Source organism: Mycobacterium gordonae (genome assembly GCF_017086405.1).
GTDB lineage: Bacteria > Actinomycetota > Actinomycetes > Mycobacteriales > Mycobacteriaceae > Mycobacterium > Mycobacterium gordonae_D.
The window spans coordinates 4,577,440-4,600,842 of sequence record NZ_CP070973.1; the positions used below are offsets into that span (position 1 = coordinate 4,577,440).

Here is a 23,403-nt window from a genome sequence, read left to right on the forward strand (position 1 = left end):
TCAGGCGGAGAGTCCGTCGTGGCCGTCGGCCGACTTTCCGGGCGTCAAGCCAGTGCTGCCCGGGTTGCCGTTGACGCTGCCGGTGCCCGCCTCGCCACCGGCGCCACCTACGCCGCTGAGCGCACCGTGGCCACCGGTACCTCCGACACCGTGGATGCCGGCCTGACCGAACAGGCCGCCCGCGCCGCCCGCGCCGCCGTTACCGCCGTTGCCGCCGACACCACCGGCCCCGCCGGCGCCTCCGTCTCCGCCGTCTCCGCCGATGCCATCGACGCGAGTTGTTCCGCTAACCGCCACACCGCCATTGCCGGCAATACCGCCGGGTCCGCCGTCTGCGCCGACACCGCCGTCAGCCCCGACACCACCATGGCCACCGGCACCACCGGCTCCGAACAGCCAACCGCCGCGGCCACCGGCGCCACCGGCGCCACCGGCACCGCCGGCACCGCCGGCTACCCCGACACCGCCATCACCACCGTCACCGCCATCTCCGCCGAAGGCAGCGACAACAGCTCTCACTGCTCCGCCATTACCGCCGTGCCCGCCTACCGCCCCGGCACCGCCCACACCGCCGTCGCCCCCGTTGCCGCCATGAACCTCGGCGGCAGAATAGAGGCCCCTGCCAAAACCACCATTGCCGCCAATACCGCCGGGTCCGCCGACACCTCCAGCGCCCCCGGTACCACCATCGCCACCGTAAAACGCATCACCAAAACCGGCGGGGGCTGCTCTGCCGCCGAGGCCGCCATTGCCACCAGCGGCGTTAGGGCCGCCGGCACCACCATCACCCCCGCGGCCGCCGTTATCGCCTTGACCCCCTCCGCCCCCGTCACCACCGCCCATCCCCTGCTCAGTTCCATTAGGCCCGGCCCCTCCCGCACCGCCATCGAAGAAACTGTCGATTCCGGCCTCGCCGGTCGGCAGCTTGGCGGTCTGGTTGAACAACGGATTGACACCGGCTGCCCCATTGGCGCCGGCCCCACCGGAGCCGCCGGCTCCGCCGATGCCGAACAGGCCGGCGTTGCCGCCGGCGCCGCCGAACCCGCCGACACCGCTCGGCGTGGTCGCCGCGCCGCCGTCCCCGCCGGCCCCACCCACTCCGTACAGCCACCCACCGGCACCGCCATTGCCGCCCGCGGAATCGGTGCCGCCCCCGCCTCCGGCACCGCCATTGCCGATCAGACCAGCGGAGCCGCCCGCGGTGCCCGCCACGCCGGCGGTGGTGCTGGTGTAGCCGCGACCGCCGTTGCCGTACAGCAGTCCTCCGGCACCGCCCGACTGGCCGGGCGCCGTGGCATCGGCGCCGTCGCCGATCAGTGGTCGTCCCAACAGCGCCTGCGACGGCGCGTTGAGTAGGTCGAGCAGCGGCTGCAGCGGGGAGACGTTCGCGTACTCAGCGGCGGCATAGGCAGCACCGGCCGAGTCCAGCACCTGAACGAACTGGGCGTGAAACGCCGCAGCGCGGGCGCTCACCCACTGGTACTGCAGCGCGTGAGCCTGGAAGAGCTGCGCGATGGAGACCGACACCTCGTCGGCGCCGGCAGCAAGCAGGTTGGCCGTCGGCGACGCCGCGGCGATCGTGGCGTCGCCGAGCCGCCCGGCGATGCCTGCCAGGTCCGACGCCGCAGTCGCCACCATTTCAGGTGCCGCACACACGAATGACATGAGTACCTCCATCACATCGGCCGTCCGCGGCGAGCGCCCATTCGGCGTTCTTCGGTCGGTATAAGCGGAATTTATACGGTTTGCCATATGAACGTTGATTATTTGCCAAAAATCTTGAGTGATTGGCTGAATTGGCCCAAACTGGGCGTCCGACCAGCGGGACTTCGGAAAATTTCCAATCCCTCAGCAAGCGAGTAAGCAATCACTAGCTATTGACTAGCAAGCGTGTAATCACTAACTTTTTTGAGAGCGTTTATTCGCTATCTTTTGGCTCTAATTTGTTTGCCATCCACTCAATTAACGTTTGCTTGTATGTATTCACTATCTTTAACAATGCGGCATTGCCGCCAAGGCTCACTCGGGTGGGATGATGGGTTTCTGACCTGTACCGCAGACATCACCGGCAAGGAGGTGATCGGTCCCCGGCTAGGTTGTCCCCCTATCCGCCCGCACCGTCAGCCTCGCGGCGTCCGTATACGGTTGGTTGCATGAAATACGTTGAGGTCAACGGAGTTGGACAGGTCAGTCGGATCGGGCTAGGCACGTGGCAGTTCGGTTCGCGCGAGTGGGGTTACGGAGACAACTACGCCTCCGGGGCCGCACGCGACATCGTGCAGCGCGCCCGCGCCCTCGGCGTTACCCTGTTCGACACCGCCGAGGTGTACGGCCTGGGCAAGAGCGAACGAATCCTGGGCGAGGCGCTGGGTGATGAGCGCACCGAGGTCGCGGTCGCCAGCAAGATCTTCCCGGTGGCCCCGTTTCCCTCGGTCATCAAGCAGCGCGAACGTGCCAGCGCTCGGCGGCTGCAGCTGGACCGCATTCCGCTGTACCAGGTTCATCAGCCCAATCCGGTCGTCCCGGACACGGTGATCATGCCTGGCATGCGTGACCTGCTCGACGAGGGCAAGATCGGCGCCGCCGGCGTCTCGAACTATTCGTTGAGCCGGTGGCAACAGGCGGATGCCGCGCTCGGTCGCCCGGTCATCAGCAACCAGGTGCACTTCTCGCTGGCGCACCCGCGCGCTCTGGACCACATGGTTCCCTTTGCCGAACGCGAGAACCGCATCGTCATCGCCTACAGCCCGTTGGCACAGGGACTGCTGGGCGGCAAGTACGGCGTCGACAACCGCCCGGGCGGCGTTCGCGCGGTCAACCCGCTGTTCGGCACCGAGAACCTGCGCCGCATCGAACCGCTACTGCAAACGCTGCGGGATGTTGCCGCCGACGTCGGCGCCCAGCCCGCGCAGGTGGCGCTGGCCTGGCTGATCAGCCTGCCGGGTGTCGTCGCCATCCCCGGCGCGTCCAGCGTGGAGCAACTGGAGTTCAACGTGGCCGCCGCCGAGGTGGAGTTGCCCACCGAGTCGCGTGACGCGCTCACCACGGCCGCACGCGCGTTCAAGCCGGTGTCCACCGGACGCTTCCTCACCGACCTGGTTCGCGAGAAGCTGGGCCGCTGAGTCGGTGTGTGACGCGCCGGCGGCTCAACGGGGCGGTGAAGCCGCCGGTGTCGTCGAATCCCGCCCACTGCCCGTCGTCGCACACCTGCATGCGCCATCCCAGCTGGTAGCGGCCGGCGACCGTCTCAGTAAACCAACGGTGGGCGTCCTCCGCACTGTCAAAGGTCTTGGTCCCGACGATCACGCCGCGCGGATCGATGGCCCGAAACACAGTCATGAGACGTGGATATCCGTTCCGGCCAGCTTTCAATCGCACCGGCCGGTGACCGTCGCTAGGGCCGCGACACTGAAACGGCGTACGCGACATGCCGCGCCGGGTGTACACAGCTTCAATCGCGACAATCGCCTACACGGTACGCGTCAACCGATCAGCCAACAGCTCGGCAAATCGCGCCGGGTCCTCCAATGCCCCGCCCTCAGCGAGAAGCGCTGTGCCGTAGAGTAATTCGGCAGTTTCAGCCACCGAGATGTCGTCCGGGCGGTCGGCGTGAGCCTGGCGCAGCCCAGTGACCAGCGGGTGGTTCGGATTGAGTTCCAGGGTCCGCTTACCGATCGGAACATCCTGACCGGAGGCCTGGTACAGACGGGCCAGGGCCGGCGTCATGCCGAAGGCGTCGGTGATCAGGCAGGCCGGCGAGTCGGTCAGGCGGGTGGACAACCGCACTTCCTTGACGTGTTCGTCCAACGTCTCCTTGAGCCAGCTCAGCAGGTCGGCGAAGTCCTTCTGCTGCTCCTCACGCTCGGCGGCCGAGGTCTCCTCGTCGGAATCGAGGTCGACTTCGCCCTTGGCCACCGACTGCAGCTGCTTGCCGTCGAACTCGTTGACCGCGCCCACCCAGACCTCGTCAACGGGGTCGGTCAGCAGCAACACCTCATACCCCTTGGCCTTGAATGCCTCCAGGTGCGGCGACTTTTCCAGCAGCTGCCGCGACGCGCCGGTGGCATAGAAGATCTGCGTCTGGCCTTCCTTCATTCGCTCGACGTACTCGGCCAGCGTGGTCGGTTCCTCCGCGCTGTGCGTCGAGGCGAACGAAGACACGGCCAGCAGGGCTTCCTGGTTGTCGAAGTCCGACATCAGGCCCTCCTTGAGGACCTTGCCGAACTGCGCCCAGAAGGTGCGGTAGTCATCGGGCCGCTCCGACTGGATCTCCTTGATCGTCGACAGCACCTTCTTGGTCAGCCGGCGCCGAATCGCGTTGATCTGCCGGTCCTTCTGCAGGATCTCGCGAGACACGTTGAGTGACAAGTCTTGTGCGTCGACGACACCCTTGACGAAGCGCAGGTACACCGGCATCAGCTCTTCGCAGTCGGCCATGATGAACACGCGCTTGACGTAGAGCTGCACCCCGACCTTGGCGTCCTGGTTGAACAGGTCGAAGGGCGCCTGCGACGGGAGGAACAGCAACGCCTGGTATTCGAAAGTCCCCTCCGCCTTCATCGCAATGACCTCGAGCGGGTCGTCCCAGGCGTGCGCGATGTGCTTGTAGAACTCCTTGTACTCCTCGTCGGAGACCTCGTCTTTGGGCCTGGCCCACAGGGCCTTACGCGAGTTGAGGGTTTCGGTCTCGAGCGTGACGGTCTCTTCGCCGCCCTCCTCGGTCGCCGGAGTCCGCTTTTCCACGTCCATGCGGATCGGCCAGGCGATAAAGTCGGAATACTGCTTGACCAGACTCTTGAGCTTCCACTCCGAGGTGTAGTCGTGCAGCTCGTCCTCGGCGTCCTCGGGCTTGAGATGCAAGGTGACCGAGGTGCCCTGCGGGGCGCCCTTGACAGCTTCGATGGTGTAGGTGCCCTCGCCGCTGGATTCCCACTTGGTGGCTTCGCTCTCACCGGCCTTGCGGGTCAGCAGCTCGACCTTGTCGGCCACCATGAACGACGAATAGAAACCGATGCCGAACTGGCCGATCAACTCCTCGGACGCCTCCGCGTCTTTCGCCTCTTTCAGTTGTTTGCGCAACTCGGCGGTGCCCGACTTGGCCAGCGTCCCAATCAGATCCACCACCTCGGCCCGGGTCATGCCGATGCCGTTGTCACGGATCGTGAGGGTTCTCACCCCTTTGTCCGTCTCGAGTTCGATGTGCAGATCGGAGGTATCCACCTCGAGGTCTTTGTTGCGGAGTGCTTCGATCCGCAGCTTGTCCAGCGCGTCCGAGGCATTGGAGATCAGCTCCCGCAGGAACGAGTCCTTGTTGGAGTAGACCGAATGGACCATCAAATCCAGCAGTTGCCGGGCCTCTGCCTGGAATTCCAGTTGCTCGACCTGCGCGTTCATGACATTCCTCCTGCGACGTGCTCAGCCCTGTCCGGGGGCGATCGATCCTGAATTTAGCGAGAGGCTCATCGGGCCCGCGTCGGGGGTCGTCGGATGACGGGAAAGAGCCATCCCGAGACACGGCGAAGCGTTACAATCTACGTCGCTGAGCGGCGCACGACCGCGGGGTGGCAGCCGAGTTGTCCTGAGAGGTGCGCCATGCCGTTCGTAATCGCGGCTCCCGAGATGGTGACTACGGCTGCGGCAAACCTGGCCGGCCTCGGCACGACGATCCAGGCAGCCAACGCGATCGCAGCCGCCCCGACGTCGACCGTGCTGGCCGCCGGCGCCGACGAAGTGTCGACGGCACTCGCGGCCGTGTTCGGGGCCCACGCGCGGGCGTATCAGGCCGTCAGCACGGAGGCGGCCACGTTCCATGAGCGGTTTGTGCAGGCGCTGAACACTGCCGGCAGCTCATACGCCAGCGCCGAAGTCGCTAATGCTCAGCAGGCCGTATTGGACGCGATCAACGCTCCCAGCCAGGCTATTCTCGGGCGCCCGCTGATCGGCGACGGCGCCAACGCGACAGCGCCGGGCGGCAACGGCGGACCCGGCGGTCTGCTGTACGGCAATGGCGGCAATGGCGCGGCAGGCGGTGCCGGTCAGGCCGGTGGCAACGGTGGTGCTGCCGGCCTGATCGGCAGGGGCGGCAACGGCGGCCGTGGCGGTCCCGGTATGTCCGGGGGGTCAGGCGGTCACGGTGGTCTGCTCTGGGGTAACGGCGGCAGCGGCGGGGCCGGAGGAAGTGCCGTCACGCCCACCGGCAATGGCGGCAATGGTGGCGCCGGCGGCTCTGCCGGCTTCCTCGGCGACGGCGGGACCGGCGGCTACGGCGGTAGCGGCGCCCAGGGCTCGCTGAACGTAACCGCTGGGGCCGGCGGCAGTGGCGGTGCCGGCGGAAGCAGCGGAGTGTTCGGCAATGGCGGAGCCGGCGGGCAAGGCGGCCAGGGTGGGGCGGCCACCTCCTTTCCCGGGAGCACCGCGGGCAACGGTGGAGCCGGGGGCGCCGGAGGTAGCGCCGAGTTGTTCGGCGCCGGCGGCGCCGGCGGTCAAGGCGGCCACGGTGGGAACGGCGGCCTCACCACTTCGGACAACGGAGGCGACGGCGGCGCCGGCGGCGCCGGTGGAATGGGCGGAGTGTGGGGCGGCGGAGGTGCCGGCGGGGGCGGCGGGCAGGCCGGTTTCGGATTGGCCAGCAATGGAGACGGCGGCAGAGGTGGCGCCGGCGGCGCAGCCCGGCTGGTCGGTGACGGCGGCGCCGGTGGCGTCGGCGCCGGCGCGATCGCTTCGGGCATCGCAGGGGTGGGCGGCGACGGCGGCACCAGTGGCCGACTTTTCGGCAACGGCGGAAACGGCGGTGACGCCGGTGCGACCAACGGCTTCGGCACGGGTGCCGTCGGCGGTAACGGTGGCAACGCGATATTCATCGGCAACGGCGGCAACGGCGGGAGCGGCACAGGAGGCAAGGCCGGTGGGGCGGGAGGAACGGCCGGGCCATTCGGTCACAGTGGGGCGGGCGGAGCCGCCTGAAACGGATGCGACAAGTGTTGCTGCGCAAGCACTCCTGCAGCGTGCGCAGTGTGGCGGGTGGGCGGCCGCCAGGATGGCCGGCCAGCGCGCGAAAACGACTGCCAGCCTTCCGGTTTGTCAGCAGGCCTTCGCTTCCACGAGACTGAACGGCGAAGCGGTCGGAATCACCCGCGTCATCCTGAACCCGGCGCGCGCAAGCAACGTCCCGTACTCCTCCGCAGTGCGTTCCCGGCTGCCATCAAAACCCAAGAGCATCTCGAGATCAGCCCAGTTGCCGACGAAGTCGCGGTTGTGCGCGGGTATCACGAGTTCGACCAGGACCACGGTGCAGTCCGCACCGCACGCGGTACGCAGGTTGCGCAAGATAGCCTCAGCCTTCTCATCGGGCCAGTCGTGAATGATGTTCTTCAGCACGTACAGGTTGGCCCCGCCGGGGATGCCCTCAAAGAACGACCCCGTCTCGATGCGAACCCGCTCTTCGACACCAAGTTTTCGCAGCAGTGGTGGCGCCCCGGCGGCGACTTCGGGGATTTCCAGCAGCACACCGCGAGCGGCCGGTGCCGCCGTCAGGATCGCGGCCAGCAGGCGGCCGTGTCCGCCGCCGACATCCATGATCGTGGGGTATGGGGTGAAGTCATAGGCGGCAACCACGGGGCGCTCCGCCATCTCCGAAATGCTGGTCATGGCGCCGTTGAAAAGCTCTGCCAGGTGGGGATCGTCGCCGAGGTAGTCGAAGAATTCCTTGCCGCGAAGGCGTGGAATGCTCGCCCTGCCGGTTCTGATCGACTCCGCAAGCATGCTCCAGTGCTCGCGATGCTGTGGCGATCCGTAGTACATGGCCGCCGATGCCATCGACCCCGGAGCGTCTGTCCGCAGAGTGTCGGCCAGGGCCGTCAGGCCATAGGCACCATCGGGGTGCTTACGGAATATGCCGCGGCCCTCCAGCGCGCGCAGAAGTCGACTCACCGCATCGGGGTCGGCACCGACCTTTGCCGCAAGATCATCGGGCTGCAGCGGCCCCGCCGCGAGCGCGTCGGCGATACCCAATTCGGCGGCTGCTTCTATCGCCTGCGACGTCCAGCCCGCAAGAATGAGCTCAATCATCACGACGGGCGGTGGAGCGAGTCGCTGATGTAAGCGATAGACGCTATATCGCAGGCGGTCAACCAGTTTCGCCAACCGAGCCGGCGGTACGCGTGTGGGTTGCATGGCGCTCAACCTCCTGTAGTAACATTTCGCAAGAGTTAACTATATTGAATGAAGTTGACTATATGGAAGGTGGGATGCGGGTGTCAACGTCTGAACGCGAATCGCGGCGAACGTATGACAACAGCCGTCGGCAGGCCGATGCCGAGGCTCGCCAACGCCGGATCGTCACGGCGGCGACGGATCTCTTCGTGGAAAAGGGTTTCGCCGCGACTTCGATCGACCAGATCGCGAAAGCTGCAGGCGTCTCACCGCAAACGGTCTACGCGGCATTCGGATCGAAGGCCGGTGTGCTCGCCAAGGCAATCGACGTCGCAGTCCTGGGTGATTACGGGCCCGAACCGTTGATTGATCGAATGCCGCCGCTTCCCCACCTGTCCAGCGAGCCGCAGCGCATGTTCTTCGTGGCGGCCGCCCACTTCGCCCGGGAGTTGCACGAACGGGTAGCACCGTTCATACAGGTGATGCTGCAGGCGGGCCTGGACGACCTGCGCATGAGGTTGACTCATGCGATACGCGCTGACTGTGTGTCATGGGTCGAGCAACTTGGGCCGGCACTGCGCCCGAGCCTGACTAAGGACGAAGCTGCCGACATTCTGGTCACCATCATGGCGCCCTACCTGTTTTCCCTGTTTACCGTTGATCTGGGACGGTCACCAGACCAATACGAGAAGTGGCTTGCCGACGCCCTGGCCCGCATGCTGCTGAGGCCGGAACTGCTGTCGGAGTAGGTTTGTCAGACAGTCTGCCGCGGTCGGCATCCACGCCGCGGCGCGAAGTCCACCCGCTCGGGTCATGGTCCCCGGCCGTTCCCCCGTTCGGGGGTCTGCCTCGAAGCGGATCTGCCGTAGGGTCCCGAAAACGTCCGGGCGCCAACCAGTCCGGCGCACCACGACTCACAGCATCACGAGGACTTTCATGGCTGCCCTGGCAACTTTGCACGACTGCCTGCTGCTCGACCTCGACGGCACCTTGTTCCGCGGTTCCCGACCGATAGCCGGCGCCGCAGCGGCGCTTTCCGGCATAACGGCGCGTCGTTTGTATATGACCAACAACGCGTCGCGCACAGCGACGGAGGTCGCCCAACATTTACGCCGGTTGGGCTTTGACGCCGACCCGCGCGACGCAGTCACCAGCGGGCAGTGCGCGGCGCAGTTGTTGGGGGCCGAACTGCCCAGCGGCGCGGCCGTTCTGATCGTCGGCTCCGAGTCGCTAGCCGTGGAGGTGACGCGTGTGGGCCTGCGTGCGGTGCGACGGTGGGCCGACGATCCGGCGGCGGTGGTGCAGGGATTTTCACCTGACATCTGCTGGGCGGACCTCGCGGAGGCGGCGCTGGCGATCCGCGCAGGCATCCCCTGGTCGGCGACCAACCCCGATCTCACGTTGCCCTCCGAGCGCGGGCTGGTTCCCGGGAACGGGTCGATGGTCGCCGCGTTAGAAGCGGCTACCGGGCGCACACCGCGCATCGTCGGCAAGCCATATCCGCCGATTTTCCGGAACGCCCTGTCGCGCGGCGATTTCCGCCGGCCTTTGGTCGTCGGCGACCGGCTAGACACCGACATCGCGGGCGCGAACTCCGCCGGGCTGCCCAGCCTGCTGGTGCTCAGCGGAGTGACGACGGCGGCGGAGGCTCTCGCCGCACCACCGGCGTACCGGCCGACCTACGTCGCGCCGGACCTCAGCGGACTCAACGCCGACAGCGACTCGTTGCGGATCGAGGGCCTGAGCCTGCCGTCAGCCGGCTGACAGCCGCGGCCAGCGCGAACGGGTGACGTCCCGGTCCCACTGTCGCGTCGGCCTTGGACGTCAGGGCCAGCCAGGCATCGGCCGCCCGGGCTACCACCAGGAGGATCGGCGGGCACTCCCCGACCTCCTCCTTGAGGTGCCGGGCAACATCCACACCGCCTGCCGGGGTGGCATCACCGTCGATGATCACCAGATCGACGCCGCCGGCGACCACCTGGGCCAACAACCCCGGGTAGGACTCCACGAAGGCCAGACGCGCTGTCGGACAGAGGGACCCGACGATGTAGCGGCGCAGGTTGCGGTCGCCGCTGTACACCACGGCACGCACGGTCATAGACGAACACTAGGCCGGCTTCGGCGCGCGAAACAGCTGCCTCGCGCGGATACCCCCACCGGACCACCCGACAGGGGGATGGTTCGTGGACACCCCGGATCAGACCATGTGACCAGGTCCCTTGCTGCCCGTTGGAGGTATTCCGCAATGCTTACCCGTCACACGACGCTGGTGAAGTTCCTGATCGAGGAAAGGCGTCGCCATCCCGACGCCAGCGGTGAGCTGAACTCACTAATTCTGGACGTGGCTCTTGCCTGCAAGGCCATCTCGACCCGGGTGGCCCAGGGTGAGCTCGGCGGGGTGCTCGGGGCCGCCGATGTGGTGAACGTGCAAGGCGAAGTGCAGCAGAAGCTTGACGTGCTGGCCAACGACTATTTTCTGCGGGCCACCGAATGGGGCGGACAGATTTCGGGAATGGCCTCCGAGGAGCTGGCCGAGCCCTACCAGTTGCCCACCCAATACCCACGCGGCAAGTACCTGTTGATCTTCGATCCGCTCGACGGCTCCTCCAACATCGACGTGAATGTCTCGGTGGGAAGTATCTTTTCCATCCTGCGCGCTCCCGAGCCGGGCGTCGACCCGAGTGTCGATGACTTCCTGCAGCCCGGGTCGCAGCAGGTGTGCGCGGGTTATGCGATCTACGGGCCGTCGACCATGCTGGTGCTCACCGTCGGCACGGGCGTGCACGCGTTCACGCTGGACCCGGCGCTCGGCGAGTTCGTGCTGACCCGCCCCAACATCCAGATTCCGCGCACCACCGGTGAATTCGCCATCAACGCCTCGAACCGGCGGTTTTGGGAGCCGGCGGTGCAGCGCTACATAGACGAATGCCTGGCTGGCCGGACCGGACCGCGCGGCAAGGACTTCAACATGCGTTGGGTCGCATCGCTGGTCGCCGAGACGCACCGGATCCTGACCCGCGGCGGTGTGTTTCTCTACCCGCGCGACGCCAAGGACCCGGCCAGGCCGGGACGGCTGCGGCTGCTGTATGAGGCCAGCCCCATCGCCTTCCTGGTGGAGCAGGCCGGTGGTCTGGCCAGTACGGGCCGTGGCCGGCTGATGGACCTGGTGCCCAACGGATTACACCAACGAGTGCCGCTGATCTTCGGGGCGGCAGACGAGGTCGAGCTGATCGAGGAATACCACCGTAAAGACTACGTCCGACCGTCCAGCTCACCGCTGTACGGCGTGCGAGGTCTGTACCGCGTTGTGGCCGGCTGAGGTTGGGAGGTAACACACATGTCACGACTGCACCCGATCATCTCCGTCACCGGTTCATCAGGCGCTGGAACCACCTCCGTGATGAAGACATTCGATCAGATCTTCCGCCGCGAGGACATCAACGTGGCGTTCGTCGAAGGCGACAGCTTTCACCGGTACGACCGGGTGGCGATGAAGGCGGCGATCGCCGAAGCACACGCCCGCGGCGATCACACCTTCAGCCACTTCGGGCCGGAGGCGAATCTCTTCGAGGAACTGCAGGATCTATTCAAGACCTACGGTGAGACCGGAACCGGAAAAGTGCGCCGCTATCTGCACGACGAAAAGGAAGCCGAGCCGTTCGGACAACAGCCGGGCACCTTCACACCGTGGGAGGAGATCCCCGCCGATACCGACATGCTGTTCTACGAAGGGCTGCACGGGGCGATCGTCACCGACGAGGTCGACGTCGCCGCGCACGCCGATCTTCGCATCGGGGTAGTCCCGGTGATCAACCTGGAATGGATCCAGAAGTTGCAGCGCGACAAGGTGTCCCGTGGCTACACCTCCGAAGCGGTGACCGACACGATCCTGCGGCGGATGCCCGACTACGTGAACTACATGTGCACCCAGTTCTCGCACACGGACGTCAACTTCCAGCGGGTGCCGGTGGTGGACACCTCCAACCCTTTCATCGCCAGGTCCATCCCGACCGCCGACGAGTCGATGCTGATCATCCGGTTCCGCGACCCGCATGGCATCGACTTCCCGTATCTGCTTGCCATGCTCCATGATTCGTTCATGTCGCGGCCGAACACCATTGTGTGTCCCGGCGGCAAGATGGATCTGGCCATGCAGTTGATTTTCACCCCGATGGTGTTGCGGCTGCTGGAACGGCGCAGGGCGCAGCTGGCGGCGGCGCGGTAGTGTCGTGAGTCGTCAAATCGTTGGCAGTTATTGCCGATGGATTCGAGGATTTGATCGGCGGTTTTGGTCCAGACGTAGGGCCGCGGGTTGTTGTTCCAGGTGTGGATCCAGGCGCGGATGTCGGCATTGAGCTGGCATACCGAGGTGTGATACCGGTTGGGTCCGGTTGAGGGCTTGGATCTGGGTCTTCTCATCCACGCACAGCACCACGGCCCGCTCAGGTGGATTGAGGTAAAGGCCGACGACGTCGCGGACCTTCTCCACGAACAGCGGATCCTTGGACAACTTCCACGAATCCTGTTTGTGTGGCGCCAATCCGAACGCCCGCCAGATACGGGAGACCATCGACTGGCTCAACCCCAGATGATCAGCCATCGACCGCGTCGACCAACGGGTGGCATCCGGCGGCGAGGTCTCCAACGTCGCGGTGATCAGGTCCTTGATCTTCTCGTCGCCGACCACCCGCGGCCGGCCCGGGCGAGGCTCATCGAGCAGACCGCCGAGGCGGTCTACCACGAACCGATTGCGCCACTTCGTCACCACCGACCGGGCAACCTTCAAGTCCGCGGCGATCTGGGTATTACTCGAATCACCCTCGCAAGCAAGGATGATCCGCGAACGCATCGCCAACGCCTGGGCACTCTTGGGCCTGCGTGCCCACCACTGCAATTGCTCACGTTCATCATCGGTCAACACCACGGGCACAGGAATCGGGCTCGGCGCACCCAATTCTAACGTCTGACCGCGAATTAACGACTCACGACACTAGCGATGCGTTCTATCAACGCTCGCGTTGCATGCAGGTGCTACGTGTCGGTCAACCGGGTTCGTCATCCTCGGGGGCGAAGAGTTTTTCGGGGTGGTGGAAGGTGTTGATTCGCGGTTGGCCGTGGTCCAAGTGGGCGGGTGGGAGCCATTCGGTGTCGCTTTTGGCGTTTTTGCGGGTAGTCCAGCCTTTTTCGGCGAGGCGGTTATCCGGACCGCAGGCGAGGGTGAGGTCGTGGATGTCGGTGACGTGGGTGTTCGTCCAGCCGCTGGCATGGTGCACTTGGGTGTGGTAGCCGGGGACGTCGCAGCCTGGGCGGGTGCAGCCGCCGTCTTTGGCCAGCAACATTATTCGCTGGGCGCGATTGGCCAACCGCTTGGTGTGGAATAAGGCGAGCGGCTTGGACCGGTCGAACACCGCTAAGTAATGGTGCGCGTTGGCGGCCCAACGAATCAATGTCGGCAGCGGAATGCGGGTGCCCCCGGCGGTGCGGGCGCGCCCGGCCCCGGCCTCGAGACCCTTCAAACTGGTAGTGACGATGATGCTGACGGGCAGGCCGTTGTGGGTGCCCAGCTCCCCGGTGGCGAACAGTTCCCGGATCGCGGTGACCATGGCGTCGTGGTTGCGCTGGGGTTGGCTGCGGGTGTCGCGGCGGGCTGCCTCGTCATCGGGCTCGACGATCGGGTTCTCGTTCTCGGGATTGCAGGCTCCCGGTGCGGCGAGTTTGGCGCACAGCGCTTCGATCAGCGCGCGGAGTTCGGGGGTGATCAATCCGCTGATGCGCGACATGCCGTCGTACTGCTGGGGACCCAGGACGAGGCCGCGTTTGCGGGCGCGTTCTTCCTCGGTGTAGTCGCCGTCGGGGTGCAGCAGTGCCATGAGTTCGCGGGCATATTTGGCGACCTGGTCGGGGCGGAAGTCACAGGCTTTGCCGGCGAGATCTTTTTCGGCGGCCTCCCAGGTGCCCACGTCGATGCTGCTGGGCAGCTGGGCGATGAAGTTGCGGATCACCGTGATGTGCGCATCCCCGACCAGGCCCTGGCGTTGGGCGGCGGCGGTGGCGCTCAGCAGCGGCGCCAACGGCTCCCCGGTGAGTGCCCAGCGCTGGCCGAGGTCTTCGGCTTCAGCGATGCGCCGGTTGGCTTCGGCTTTAGCGATCCGCAGCCGCTCGGCCAGCGCCGCGGGCAGTTTGGCGCCGAGCTCTTCCTCGGTCGCTTGGGTTTTGAGATGGTTGATCAACGTGTGCTGTGGTGTGCGCATCCGGCGGTGCGCCCTTTCCAGGCGCTCCATACCGCGCAGGAACTCTGGGGTGGTGAACACGTCGAATGTCAAGTCGCACAGGCGATCAACTACGGCATCGAGTGCATTGAAGACCTGCACAATCTCCTCACGCGAACTCGATGCCATAACCCTGATTCTACGAGGGACCACCGACAACAAATTCTAGATGATGCGCGGCAGATCCAGCGGCACAGGGCAATTCGCTGCCGCTAGCGGCGGGCGACTGTCTGTCCGATTGCCGGGTCGATGACGTCCAGTGCCGGTTTGGGATACACGCCCAGCACGATGAGCATGGCCAACAGCGGAACCACGATCGTGAGTTCACGGGGTACCAGGTCAGCCAGGGCATCTCTGCGAGGGCCCGTCATGATGCGCTGGTAGAGCCACAAAATGTAGACCGCGGACAAGACCAGGCCGGTCGCCGCGATCACGGCGACAACCGGATAGCGGCTGAAAGTGCCGATGAGCACCAGCAATTCACTGACGAAGGGCGCCAGGCCGGGCAGCGCGAGCGAGGCCATGCCGGCGACCAGGAAGGTCCCGGCCAGCACCGGCGCGACCTGCTGCACCCCGCCGTAGTCGGCGATGAGCCGGGTGCCGCGGCGGGAGACCAGGAACCCGGCAAGTAGGAACAGCGCGGCGGTGGCCAGCCCATGGTTGACCATGTACAGCGTTGCGCCGGACTGCCCCTGGCCGGTCATCGCGAAGATGCCCAGCACGATGAAGCCGAAGTGGCTGATCGAGGTGTAGGCGATCACGCGCATGATGTCGCTCTGCCCGATCGCGACCAGTGCGCCGTAGACGATCCCGATCAAGGCCAGCGCGATCACGAACGGGCGGAATGAGACGGCGCTGTCGGGAAACAGGCGCAGGCAATAGCGCAGCATCCCGAAGGTGCCGATCTTGTCGACGACAGCCATCATCAGCACCGCGGTCGCCGGCGTCGCCTCAGCCACAACCCCGGGTAGCCAGGTGTGCAGCGGCCACAGCGGCGCCTTGACGGCGAAGGCGAGCAGAAAGCCGAGAAACAGCAGATGCATGACCTCCGGGTCGGCGACGATCTCCCCCGACGACATCCCGGCGACGATCGCACGCGAATCGAACGTTGCGGTGATCAGATTCAGGCCGATGAGCGCCGCCAGCATGAGCAGTCCACCGGACAGGCTGTACAGCAGGAACTTCATCGCCGCCCGGGGTGCCCCGGCTCCCCCGTACCGGCCGATCAGGAAGTACATCGGGATCAGCATGGCCTCGAAGAACACGAAGAAGAGCAACACGTCCAGGGCCACCAGGGCGACAAGCATCATCGATTCGACGACCAGCATCAGCGCCAGGTACCCGCTGGGCCGACCGGTGTCATTCCATCCGGCGAGCAGCAGCAGTGGCATCAGGACAGTGGTCAGCAAGATGAGCACCAGCGCCACACCGTCGATCCCGACGGTGTAGCCAGCACCGAATGACCTTATCCAGGAATGACTTTCAACGAACTGATACTGCGGGTACGCCGGATCGAAGCCCACCACCAGGACGCCCACGATCATCAGCACCCCTGCCGAGACCCCGAGTGCGGTGCACTTGGCAGCCAGCGGCCTGCCGGCGGGCACCGCCGCCACCAGCATCGCCCCGGCCAGCGGCGCCAGCCACAAAGCGGTCAAGATCATGACGAATTGCCCGTTACGGCAGTCAACAACAAGGCGGTTGCGCCGAAGAAGACGGTCAAGGCATAGGACCGGGCGAAACCGCTCTGCATGCGCCGAAAACCCGTCGAGGTCGCACCGATCACCCGGGCGATGCCTTCAACCACACCGTCGATGCCCACCCGGTCGACGTCGACCATTGCCCGGGACAGGCGCAGACCCGGCCGCATGAACGCGGCCTCGTTCACGCTGTCGCCGAACAGGTCACGGCGCGCGGCGATCACCGGGCCGGATGCCCAATCCGAAGCGATCGTGCGGACCGGACGGCTCGTGTACTTGCCGACCGCGACCAGGACGCCGACGGCGACCACGGTCAAGGTCGCCGCCGTGAGGACCCACACGGGAATGGCCTGATGGGGCTCAGGCCTGTCGCCCGGGTTGGTGACCGGTTGCAGCCAGCGTTGCAGGGTCCCGCCGGCTGCCAGTGCCGCCCCGCCGCCCAGCGAACCCAGTGCCAGAATCGCCATCGGGACGGTCATGACGGACGGCGATTCATGCGGGTGACTGCCAGGCCGCCAACGTTTTTCACCGAAGAAGGTCAGCACCATGACCCGGGTCATGTAGAAGGCCGTTACTCCCGCACCTACCACCGTCACCGCGCCGAGCAACCAGTGTGTCGCGAAGGCCGCTTCGATGATCGCGTCTTTGGAGAAGAATCCGGCGAACGGCGGCACGCCGATGATTGCCAGGTAGCCGAGCCCGAAGGTGGCGAAGGTGATCGGCAGCTGCGCGCGCAGCCCCCCGTAGCGGCGCATGTCGGTCTCGTCGTCCATGGCGTGCATGACGGATCCGGCCCCCAGGAACAAGCCGGCCTTGAAGAACCCGTGGGTGAGCAGATGCATGATCGCTACCCCGTAGCCCGTCGGCCCCAGGCCGGCAGCCAGCACCATGTAGCCGATCTGCGACATCGTCGATGCGGCCAAGGCTTTCTTGATGTCGTCCTTGGCGCATCCGATGATCGCGCCGACCAGCAGGGTGACCGCGCCGACGATCACCACCGCCGTCCGTGCGGCGGGTGCGAGGTCGAACACCGGTCCGGAGCGCACGATCAGATACACCCCGGCGGTGACCATCGTCGCCGCGTGGATCAGCGCGCTGACCGGCGTGGGGCCTTCCATCGCGTCGCTGAGCCAGGACTGCAGGGGCACTTGCGCGCTCTTGCCGCAGGCGGCCAGCAACAGCGCCAATCCGATCGCGGTCACCGTGACCTCGGACGCTCCCGGTGCCCGGACGAAAACCCCGTCATAGGAGAGTGTTCCGAGTTGAGTGAACATGATCATCAGGGCCAGCGCCAGCCCGACGTCGCCGACACGGTTGACGATGAAGGCCTTCTTGGCGGCGGTGGCGGCGGCCGGCTTATGAGACCAGAAGCCGATCAGCAGGTAGGACGCCAAACCCACGCCCTCCCAGCCGAAATAGAGCCCGAGATAGTTGTCGGCCAGCACCAGCAGCAGCATTGCGGCCACGAACAGGTTCAAGTAACCGAAGAAGCGGCGGCGGCCCGCGTCTGCACGCATATAGCCGATCGAGTAGACGTGGATCAACGCGCCTACACCGGTGATCAGCAGCACGAAGCAAGCGCTGAGGGCGTCGAGCTGCAGGCCGAAATCGACCTTCAGCGAGGGCACCCACGTGAACAGCGTTTCGCGGATGACTCGATCCGGCGCCGCGCGCCGCGACAGGTCGGCGAAAAGTATTGCACCGCAGCAAAATGAGGCTGCGACGGCCGCGCATGCCAGCAAGTGTCCCCAAGCGTCGGAGCGACGACCACCCAGCAACAGCACCGCAGCACCGGTCACGGGCAGCGCGATCAACCACCACACGGCCACGACGCTCAATGCCTCAGCTTGGCGAAGACGGCGATGGCAAATTCGACCAGCACCTCGCACCCATACGCGCCGGCGATCGCCACTACGACCATGATCAAAACGGAGAGGTTCACAGCTGGTAGTTTGCGGCGTTGCCGGTGGTCCGCCTATCCCCGAATAGGGGAAAATCAGAGGGATTGACAGCGGCGAGTCAGCCCAGTCCGACCAGACCCGGGTCGAACGTCGCCCGCGCCGTCACCGAAGTGGCGGCCGCCACAACCACGACGCCGGCGTCGGCTTCGTGACCCTTCGGAAAGACGATCTCGGCGCTGTCGGGTCCGTCGCGGTGCGCCATCAACCAGTCGTACAGCAACCAGTCGATCGCACAGGTGACGGCCAGTGGATCGGCTTCCGCGCGCTGCGCCGACGCGATGACCGACTGCAGTGCTGCCAGGTGTTCGGCGCGGGCGGCTTCCTTGTTCACCCCCGAACTGTCGAACATGAGCATCGACAGCGTCAGCGGAAAGCGTTGTCCCGCTTGCGTTCGTACCACCCATCGGCCGCCCAGCCACGGCCGCGCCGGGTCTACCTGCTGCATCTCGCCGAATCCGCCCACCACGCCGAGGGTGGGCTCGTCGAGCTGATCGTCTAGTGGTGCGGGACCCAACAGGCCCAGCGGCTGGCGGGCGCGGATGGAGAACAGCGCGGCGGTCCCGATGATTTTTCCCGCCCGCAGATCAGGCTTCACCCCGGCTGATTCGGCCGCAGCGGCGTACTCGAAACACAGCCGATCCAGGGTGCGGTGCAGGTCGAGAAGATCGTCGCGTTCGTCGGCATCCGCGGGGCCCCTTCCCCCGCCGAGTATTTCACCGAAACGCTCCGCGGCGATGATCAACGCGTCATCGAGGGCTTCGAGGTGGGTGGCCACCAACCGGTCGGCCTCGTCGTCACCGACCACCAGGGCCTGCAGCGACGTGCGTCTCCCGCCGGGCGTTGCCCAGAAGAACCCGATCTGGTCGTCGGACTGGACAATTCGCGGTCTCACCGCTGCCGCCGCCAGATCACGACGCGGTTGTTGCCCGAGTCCGCGACCGCCAGCCGGTCACCGCGCAGCGACAAACCGTACGGCCAACACAGCGTGTCGTGCTGCACCGAGGTCCAGCGGTTCTCGCCGTTGGCGCCGAAGTTCGGTTGCGCAAGGACGTGATCGGCCGCGCGGCCGTTCGAGGGAACCCCATCCCACAACAGGATTCGATTGTTGGCGGTGTCGGCGATGGCCAGGCGATCGTCGGCCAGGCCGATGGCGTAGGGAAAACGGAACCGGTCGCCGGTATGTGGGCCGTAGGGCCATTCCTCAGCGCTGGCGAAGTCGGGCTGGCCCAGCAGGGTGTCGGCGGGACGGTCGGCTTCGGGTGCGGGCGACCAGCCCAGAATCCGGTGATTTCCGGCATCCGCGATCAACAGCAGATTTTCCCGGCCGGCGATGTCGTGTGGCCAGCGGAAGCTGGCGGGGCCGGGCACCTCTCCCTGTTCTCCTCACGGTGTGCAGGACCCGGCTGGCCCAGCACCACGTCGGCCGGCCGGCCCGGCGACGGAATGCCGTTGCGCCAGCCGAGGACGCGGCGGTTGCCGGTGTCCGCCACCCAGAAAGTGTCGCCGATCATCGCGATGCCGAACGGCCAGTAGAACGAACAGGCGGTGCAATCGGCGCCGGCGTTGGGCTCCACCGCTGATGCGCTGGATTGTCCAAGGATGATGTCAGGTGCGACATCGCTGGTCTGCGGAACGCTGTCCCAGACCAGGATTCGATGGTGCCAGGCGTCGGCGACGATGAGCCGGCCGTCGTGTACCAGCACGCCGGTGGGCAGGTTCATGCCGCGTTCGGGTCCCCGGCCGCCGGCCGCCCGGCCCTCGGTGTCGCCGTCCGGTTGTCCGAGCACCACGTCGGCCGGTTGCTCGTCGTCGCGCGGCATGCCATGCCAGACCAGCACGCGATGGTTACCGGAGTCGGCGACCACCAGCTGCTCATCGCCGAGGAACACACCGCGCGGTGAATACATCCACGCCATGGTGGGTTTGGCCGCCGGCAGGCTCAAGCCGCCGGGGGCCGGCGCACCCAGCCAGACCTCCGGCGACCAGCCGTCGGTGAGGTCGCTGGTGGCCACGGGGTCGACGCGCGGCGGTAACGAGGCGATGTTGTGCCGGACGGTGTAGCGGCTCATCCGCGCACTCGGACCCAGACGTCTCCGTTGTCGACCCGCAGCGGCAGTTGTTCGAGCTGCGCCCCAGGCGCACTGAGGCATTCGCCCGAGGATGCGTCGTAGCAGAACCCGTGCCACGGGCAGGTGAGGGTGCCGTTGTCCAGGTCGAGGATCGCGTTGTCCAACGGCATTGCCTCATGCGCACATTCGTTGCGATAGGCCGACAGCCGGTGCTCGACGCTGATCACCAGGACGTCGGCACTCTCGCCGGCATCGGTGGTCAGGCTGCGGACGGTCACGTCGCCGTCGGGAACCTCGGCGGCCGGTCCGAGCTTGGCCCAGCCGTCCCGGGACGGGCCGATGCGCAAGGCCTCCAGAGGGATCAGCGTCGGTGACGGCTCGTTCGGCAGCACCTCGACCGCGGTGATCGACGGGACCCCGTCGACCAGGGCCTCCTGCACCAGGTTGCGCAACGTCACCGACGACATCGAGCAACCGTTGCAGGCGCCTTCCAGCCGCACGTAGGCGGTACCGTCCTCGACCCGGACCAAAGTGACATCGCCACCGTGGCTCTGCAATTGGGGACGTACCGTGACCAGCACGCGGTTGGCATGGGTGACCGGGTCCGGGCGGATGATCTCGTGCAACGACAGCAGCAGGTGCACCACCGGGTCGTCCACCAACTCGAACAGCACGGCACGCGCCCCGTCGTCTTCGCGCATGCGGCGCACGATGGTCACCAGCCCGGCACGGTGCACGGCTTCCAACGCGGCCTTGAGTTCCTCGGCGACTGCCCGGGCCTTCGGGTCGAGGTCGGCCACGGCGGCGACCGCATCGTCGACGCGCTTGGCCAACTCCTCCAGACCGGGCTCGAACACCGTGGTCATCGTTCGTCTCCGGTCCGGGAAAGCGCCAGCTGGCGGGCGATTTCGTCGAGCACACCGCGCACCGCCCGCACCGAGTCGTCGTCCTGTTGCTCCTCGAACAGAAACCTCGCCTCGTACAGCTTGGCCTTGGCCTGGTCGAAAACGCCGAGGTGAGCAAGCGCGTTACCCTGGTTGGCCAGCACCCGGGCCCGACCCAGCGGGTCGGTCTCGCGGCCCCGCGCCGCGAGCACGCCTTCGTAGAGTTCCACCGCCTCGATGAGATTGTCGGCCTGGTGCTTCGACGGCGTGTAGACCAGGGAGTTGGCGAGGTTCAGTTGGACGCTGGCCCACTGCTCGGGATAGTCCTCGGGCGTGTAGACCTTCAGCGCCGAGCGCAGCGATTGCGCCGCGACACCCAGGCGCAGCTGGCCGGAGGCCTCCACCATCGGCATGGTGAGGTAAGCCGTGGCGAGGTTGGCATGCGCGGACGCCCACAGCAGGGGCGCTTCTTCCCGCAACACCAGCTGCAGCGCGGAGTGATAATGCGGGATCGCCTGTGCCAGCAGCCCCGGGTTGTCCTGCGCACGTTCATGAATCAGCCCGGCCACGGTGAGGTGCAGCTCGGCGCGCGCGATGCGCAGACCTTCGGCGCCGTCGAGGAGCCGCAGTGCGCGCTCGAGATGCTGCTGGGCCGACGGGTCGTTGAGGTCGCGGCAAATCGATCCGGCCGCCGCAATCATGGTGCCCTCGAGACACCGCGACACCGTCGCAGCAGCCTCGGCGGCACGCTCCAGCAGGGCCCTGGCCTTGAGCGGATTGCCTTCGGCCAGAGCCTGACTCGCTTGTGCGGCGAGGACGACGGCAGCCAGTTCCCCCGTCGCACCGTCGGCGTCGGGCGGGGTGTCCCGGTGACCGACGGTGAACAGCACCAGGTCGACCAGTACGCCGAACTCGCCCAGATCGGCCCGCAACGTGTCGGTGTCCACACCCTCGGGTTGCAGCACGAACCGGTTGTAGCGGGTGACGGGATCGCCGGTGGTGAGGTGCTCCAGAGCCGCGTCGACGTCACCGCCGTGCGCGAGCTCAAGCCCACGATGCTGTTGCGGCCACTCGTGCGGCTCGTTGCCATCCAACAGGGCCGCTCGCACGTTCTCGGCACCCGGTGGGATCAGTAGAAAGCCCAGCGGCAGCGGAAAGGCGCCAAGCGGTTGGGGCCGGGCCGCGATGGTCGCCGCTCGGGCTAACTCAGGCGCTGTGGTCATGACATTCACCCATTGATCGGTCCTCGGATATTGCGCTCGGCGGCGCGCTTGATCAGCGCGGCCGACAGCTCGGCGCGCCGCTTGGTGTGGTGGGTGTCGATGCGCCGGCGGACCACTCCGTCGGCGAACACCACGACGATCTCCACGGCCCACCGGCCGCGTTCCTCCACGACTACGGTCTGAACGTCCAGTGCTTCGTCGGCCGAGCTGTCGGCACGAACTACCGTCGGCGGGCGCTCCGGCTCCTCCTGTTGCCCCCCGACGGTCGGACGCTCAGCCATCAGAATCACCCCGGCGGCCCCGCCGCGTCGTGCGGTCCTTCACGCAACGGAATGCGCAGCGACTTCTGTGCATCGTCCCAGAATGCACCAGTCACGCCGACTCTGCCTTCGACCACCTCGCGGATGAGCAGCGACCGGTCTCCGGCGGGGTTGCGTTGCTTCAACAGCAGTCCGCCGCTGCGCGGGCCCCGCAGCGGGATAAGCCAGAGGTCGTCGTCGCGAAGCACGGCGACCACCGCGTCGGACGGGAACCGGCTGGCGGCCAGCGAGGCGTCGAGGCGCAGGTAGCCGTCGGCGGTGAATTCCACGGTGACTTCGGTTTCAGGCGTGGGGCGCAGGTCGGCGAGGTACTCGGTCTCGATCCGGTCGATGACGAGTTCCATTGCGGCCGCAACGGGTTCGGACAGATCCGCACCGAGTTCGACGCCGGCCACCTCGATGAGATAGACGGCGATGTCGGTCGGGCAGTCCTCACCGAGTGCCCAGCGGGCGAAGGCGATGGCGTGATCCCACCGGAACGAGTGCGTGTGCAAACCCTGCAACGGCGGCAAGTCCTCCAGCTGCTCGCCCGGCACCTTGAAGACGGTGCCGGGTGCCGAACCGGTGGCCGCGGCGTCGACGATCACGACCCGCCGCGCACCCCGCATCTGAAACGCCACGTCCATGCCGGCCGTGCCACCATCGACCAGGCGCGCCCCCTCTGGGACACCCCGTTCCCACAGGTGCCGGATCAGGACCGGCCCGACGCCGTCGTCACCGCGCAGCAGGTTGCCGCAACCGACCAACAACACCTCGCACCCCGGAGGTTCAGCGAGGCTCGCCGGAGTCGGCCCGGGGGCCGGCGCAGGCGAGGCGAAGCTGGAAC

Annotated in this window: 18 protein-coding genes and 3 pseudogenes; 6 read left to right on the forward strand and 15 right to left on the reverse strand. The window is 66.5% G+C overall.

Going from position 1 to position 23,403, the window contains the following annotated elements; all coding sequences use genetic code 11:
• Positions 1-1,665 carry a PE family protein gene (locus tag JX552_RS19580; protein WP_205873597.1) on the reverse strand — a complete coding sequence of 555 codons (1,665 nt, stop codon included), beginning with the start codon at positions 1,663-1,665 and terminating at the stop codon, positions 1-3.
• A gap of 488 nt (positions 1,666-2,153) precedes the next feature.
• On the opposite strand from JX552_RS19580, the gene JX552_RS19585 reads away from it, so the two are divergent.
• On the forward strand, positions 2,154-3,122 hold the full coding sequence (locus JX552_RS19585; protein WP_205873598.1) for an aldo/keto reductase: 969 nt from the start codon (positions 2,154-2,156) through the stop codon (positions 3,120-3,122).
• Here the strand turns inward: JX552_RS19585 and JX552_RS19590 are convergent.
• Both JX552_RS19590 and htpG read right to left on the reverse strand, forming a co-directional pair.
• A complete protein-coding gene (locus tag JX552_RS19590) occupies positions 3,088-3,339 on the reverse strand; it encodes a hypothetical protein (protein WP_205873599.1) in 252 nt (83 codons plus the stop codon). The genes JX552_RS19585 and JX552_RS19590 overlap by 35 nt on opposite strands.
• 129 nt (positions 3,340-3,468) lie before the next feature.
• The gene (gene htpG, locus JX552_RS19595) at positions 3,469-5,394 is read right to left on the reverse strand and encodes a molecular chaperone HtpG (RefSeq protein WP_205873600.1); all 1,926 of its coding nucleotides are present in this window, start codon (positions 5,392-5,394) and stop codon (positions 3,469-3,471) included.
• A gap of 198 nt (positions 5,395-5,592) precedes the next feature.
• Between htpG and JX552_RS33425 the strand changes: the two genes are divergently transcribed.
• Positions 5,593-6,963, forward strand: coding sequence for a PE family protein (locus JX552_RS33425; RefSeq protein WP_205873601.1), 1,371 nt, complete (start codon positions 5,593-5,595; stop codon positions 6,961-6,963).
• A 117-nt stretch (positions 6,964-7,080) separates the two neighbouring features.
• Here the strand turns inward: JX552_RS33425 and JX552_RS19605 are convergent, their stop codons facing one another.
• Positions 7,081-8,142 (reverse strand): methyltransferase, encoded by a 1,062-nt coding sequence (locus JX552_RS19605; RefSeq protein WP_431195871.1) that lies wholly within the window; start codon positions 8,140-8,142, stop codon positions 7,081-7,083.
• A 17-nt stretch (positions 8,143-8,159) separates the two neighbouring features.
• Between JX552_RS19605 and JX552_RS19610 the strand changes: the two genes are divergently transcribed.
• Both JX552_RS19610 and JX552_RS19615 read left to right on the forward strand, forming a co-directional pair.
• Positions 8,160-8,900, forward strand: a complete 741-nt coding sequence (locus tag JX552_RS19610; RefSeq protein WP_241010633.1) for a TetR/AcrR family transcriptional regulator — start codon at positions 8,160-8,162, stop codon at positions 8,898-8,900.
• Positions 8,901-9,087: 187 nt separating this feature from the next.
• Positions 9,088-9,885, forward strand: a pseudogene (locus JX552_RS19615) (HAD-IIA family hydrolase); the annotation flags it as partial.
• On the opposite strand, the gene JX552_RS19620 reads toward JX552_RS19615, so the two are convergent.
• Entirely contained in the window at positions 9,857-10,249 is a 393-nt protein-coding gene (locus tag JX552_RS19620) for a hypothetical protein (RefSeq protein WP_205873603.1), read from the reverse strand. The pseudogene JX552_RS19615 and the gene JX552_RS19620 overlap by 29 nt on opposite strands.
• A 147-nt stretch (positions 10,250-10,396) precedes the next feature.
• Between JX552_RS19620 and JX552_RS19625 the strand changes: the two genes are divergently transcribed.
• Positions 10,397-11,470, forward strand: coding sequence for a class 1 fructose-bisphosphatase (locus JX552_RS19625; protein ID WP_205873604.1), 1,074 nt, complete (start codon positions 10,397-10,399; stop codon positions 11,468-11,470).
• A gap of 18 nt (positions 11,471-11,488) precedes the next feature.
• Positions 11,489-12,376: a phosphoribulokinase gene (locus tag JX552_RS19630; RefSeq protein ID WP_205873605.1), complete on the forward strand. Its 888-nt coding sequence runs from the start codon at positions 11,489-11,491 to the stop codon at positions 12,374-12,376.
• On the opposite strand, the pseudogene JX552_RS19635 reads toward JX552_RS19630, so the two are convergent.
• The 10 genes and pseudogenes from JX552_RS19635 to JX552_RS19680 form a co-directional block, all read right to left on the reverse strand.
• Positions 12,376-13,105: pseudogene (locus JX552_RS19635) on the reverse strand (IS630 family transposase); the annotation flags it as partial. The gene JX552_RS19630 and the pseudogene JX552_RS19635 overlap by 1 nt on opposite strands.
• Positions 13,106-13,193: 88 nt before the next feature.
• Positions 13,194-14,549, reverse strand: a complete 1,356-nt coding sequence (locus tag JX552_RS19640; protein WP_205873606.1) for an HNH endonuclease signature motif containing protein — start codon at positions 14,547-14,549, stop codon at positions 13,194-13,196.
• An 83-nt stretch (positions 14,550-14,632) separates the two neighbouring features.
• Entirely contained in the window at positions 14,633-16,084 is a 1,452-nt protein-coding gene (locus JX552_RS19645) for an NADH-quinone oxidoreductase subunit M (RefSeq protein WP_205873607.1), read from the reverse strand.
• Positions 16,081-17,949 (reverse strand): NADH-quinone oxidoreductase subunit L, encoded by a 1,869-nt coding sequence (gene nuoL / locus JX552_RS19650; protein WP_241011180.1) that lies wholly within the window; start codon positions 17,947-17,949, stop codon positions 16,081-16,083. Before nuoL ends, JX552_RS19645 begins: the two co-directional genes overlap by 4 nt.
• Before the next feature lie 190 nt (positions 17,950-18,139).
• Positions 18,140-18,973, reverse strand: a complete 834-nt coding sequence (locus JX552_RS19655; protein ID WP_205873608.1) for a hypothetical protein — start codon at positions 18,971-18,973, stop codon at positions 18,140-18,142.
• Positions 18,970-20,150, reverse strand: a pseudogene (locus JX552_RS19660) (NHL repeat-containing protein). Before JX552_RS19660 ends, JX552_RS19655 begins: the two are co-directional and overlap by 4 nt.
• The gene (locus JX552_RS19665) at positions 20,147-21,016 is read right to left on the reverse strand and encodes a NifU family protein (protein ID WP_205873609.1); all 870 of its coding nucleotides are present in this window, start codon (positions 21,014-21,016) and stop codon (positions 20,147-20,149) included. Before JX552_RS19665 ends, JX552_RS19660 begins: the two are co-directional and overlap by 4 nt.
• Entirely contained in the window at positions 21,013-22,257 is a 1,245-nt protein-coding gene (locus JX552_RS19670; protein WP_205873610.1) for a tetratricopeptide repeat protein, read from the reverse strand. The genes JX552_RS19665 and JX552_RS19670 overlap by 4 nt, the downstream gene beginning before the upstream one ends.
• Positions 22,258-22,262: 5 nt before the next feature.
• Positions 22,263-22,538 carry a hypothetical protein gene (locus tag JX552_RS19675; RefSeq protein WP_205873611.1) on the reverse strand — a complete coding sequence of 92 codons (276 nt, stop codon included), beginning with the start codon at positions 22,536-22,538 and terminating at the stop codon, positions 22,263-22,265.
• Positions 22,539-22,543: 5 nt separating this feature from the next.
• Positions 22,544-23,323 (reverse strand): hydrogenase maturation protease, encoded by a 780-nt coding sequence (locus JX552_RS19680; RefSeq protein WP_205878565.1) that lies wholly within the window; start codon positions 23,321-23,323, stop codon positions 22,544-22,546.
• Positions 23,324-23,403 lie beyond the last annotated feature (80 nt).

Bases quoted from the DNA above. Each gene is read 5' to 3' on its own strand.
- JX552_RS19665 (WP_205873609.1), bottom strand. From the start codon at position 21,016: ATGACCACGGTGTTCGAGCCCGGTCTGGAGGAGTTGGCCAAGCGCGTC.
- JX552_RS19645 (WP_205873607.1), bottom strand. From the start codon at position 16,084: ATGATCTTGACCGCTTTGTGGCTGGCGCCGCTGGCCGGGGCGATGCTG.
- JX552_RS19630 (WP_205873605.1), top strand. From the start codon at position 11,489: ATGTCACGACTGCACCCGATCATCTCCGTCACCGGTTCATCAGGCGCT.
- JX552_RS33425 (WP_205873601.1), top strand. From the start codon at position 5,593: ATGCCGTTCGTAATCGCGGCTCCCGAGATGGTGACTACGGCTGCGGCA.
- JX552_RS19580 (WP_205873597.1), bottom strand. From the start codon at position 1,665: ATGTCATTCGTGTGTGCGGCACCTGAAATGGTGGCGACTGCGGCGTCG.
- JX552_RS19625 (WP_205873604.1), top strand. From the start codon at position 10,397: ATGCTTACCCGTCACACGACGCTGGTGAAGTTCCTGATCGAGGAAAGG.
- JX552_RS19590 (WP_205873599.1), bottom strand. From the start codon at position 3,339: ATGACTGTGTTTCGGGCCATCGATCCGCGCGGCGTGATCGTCGGGACC.
- JX552_RS19675 (WP_205873611.1), bottom strand. From the start codon at position 22,538: ATGGCTGAGCGTCCGACCGTCGGGGGGCAACAGGAGGAGCCGGAGCGC.
- JX552_RS19640 (WP_205873606.1), bottom strand. From the start codon at position 14,549: ATGGCATCGAGTTCGCGTGAGGAGATTGTGCAGGTCTTCAATGCACTC.
- JX552_RS19585 (WP_205873598.1), top strand. From the start codon at position 2,154: ATGAAATACGTTGAGGTCAACGGAGTTGGACAGGTCAGTCGGATCGGG.
- JX552_RS19620 (WP_205873603.1), bottom strand. From the start codon at position 10,249: ATGACCGTGCGTGCCGTGGTGTACAGCGGCGACCGCAACCTGCGCCGC.
- JX552_RS19670 (WP_205873610.1), bottom strand. From the start codon at position 22,257: ATGACCACAGCGCCTGAGTTAGCCCGAGCGGCGACCATCGCGGCCCGG.
- htpG (WP_205873600.1), bottom strand. From the start codon at position 5,394: ATGAACGCGCAGGTCGAGCAACTGGAATTCCAGGCAGAGGCCCGGCAA.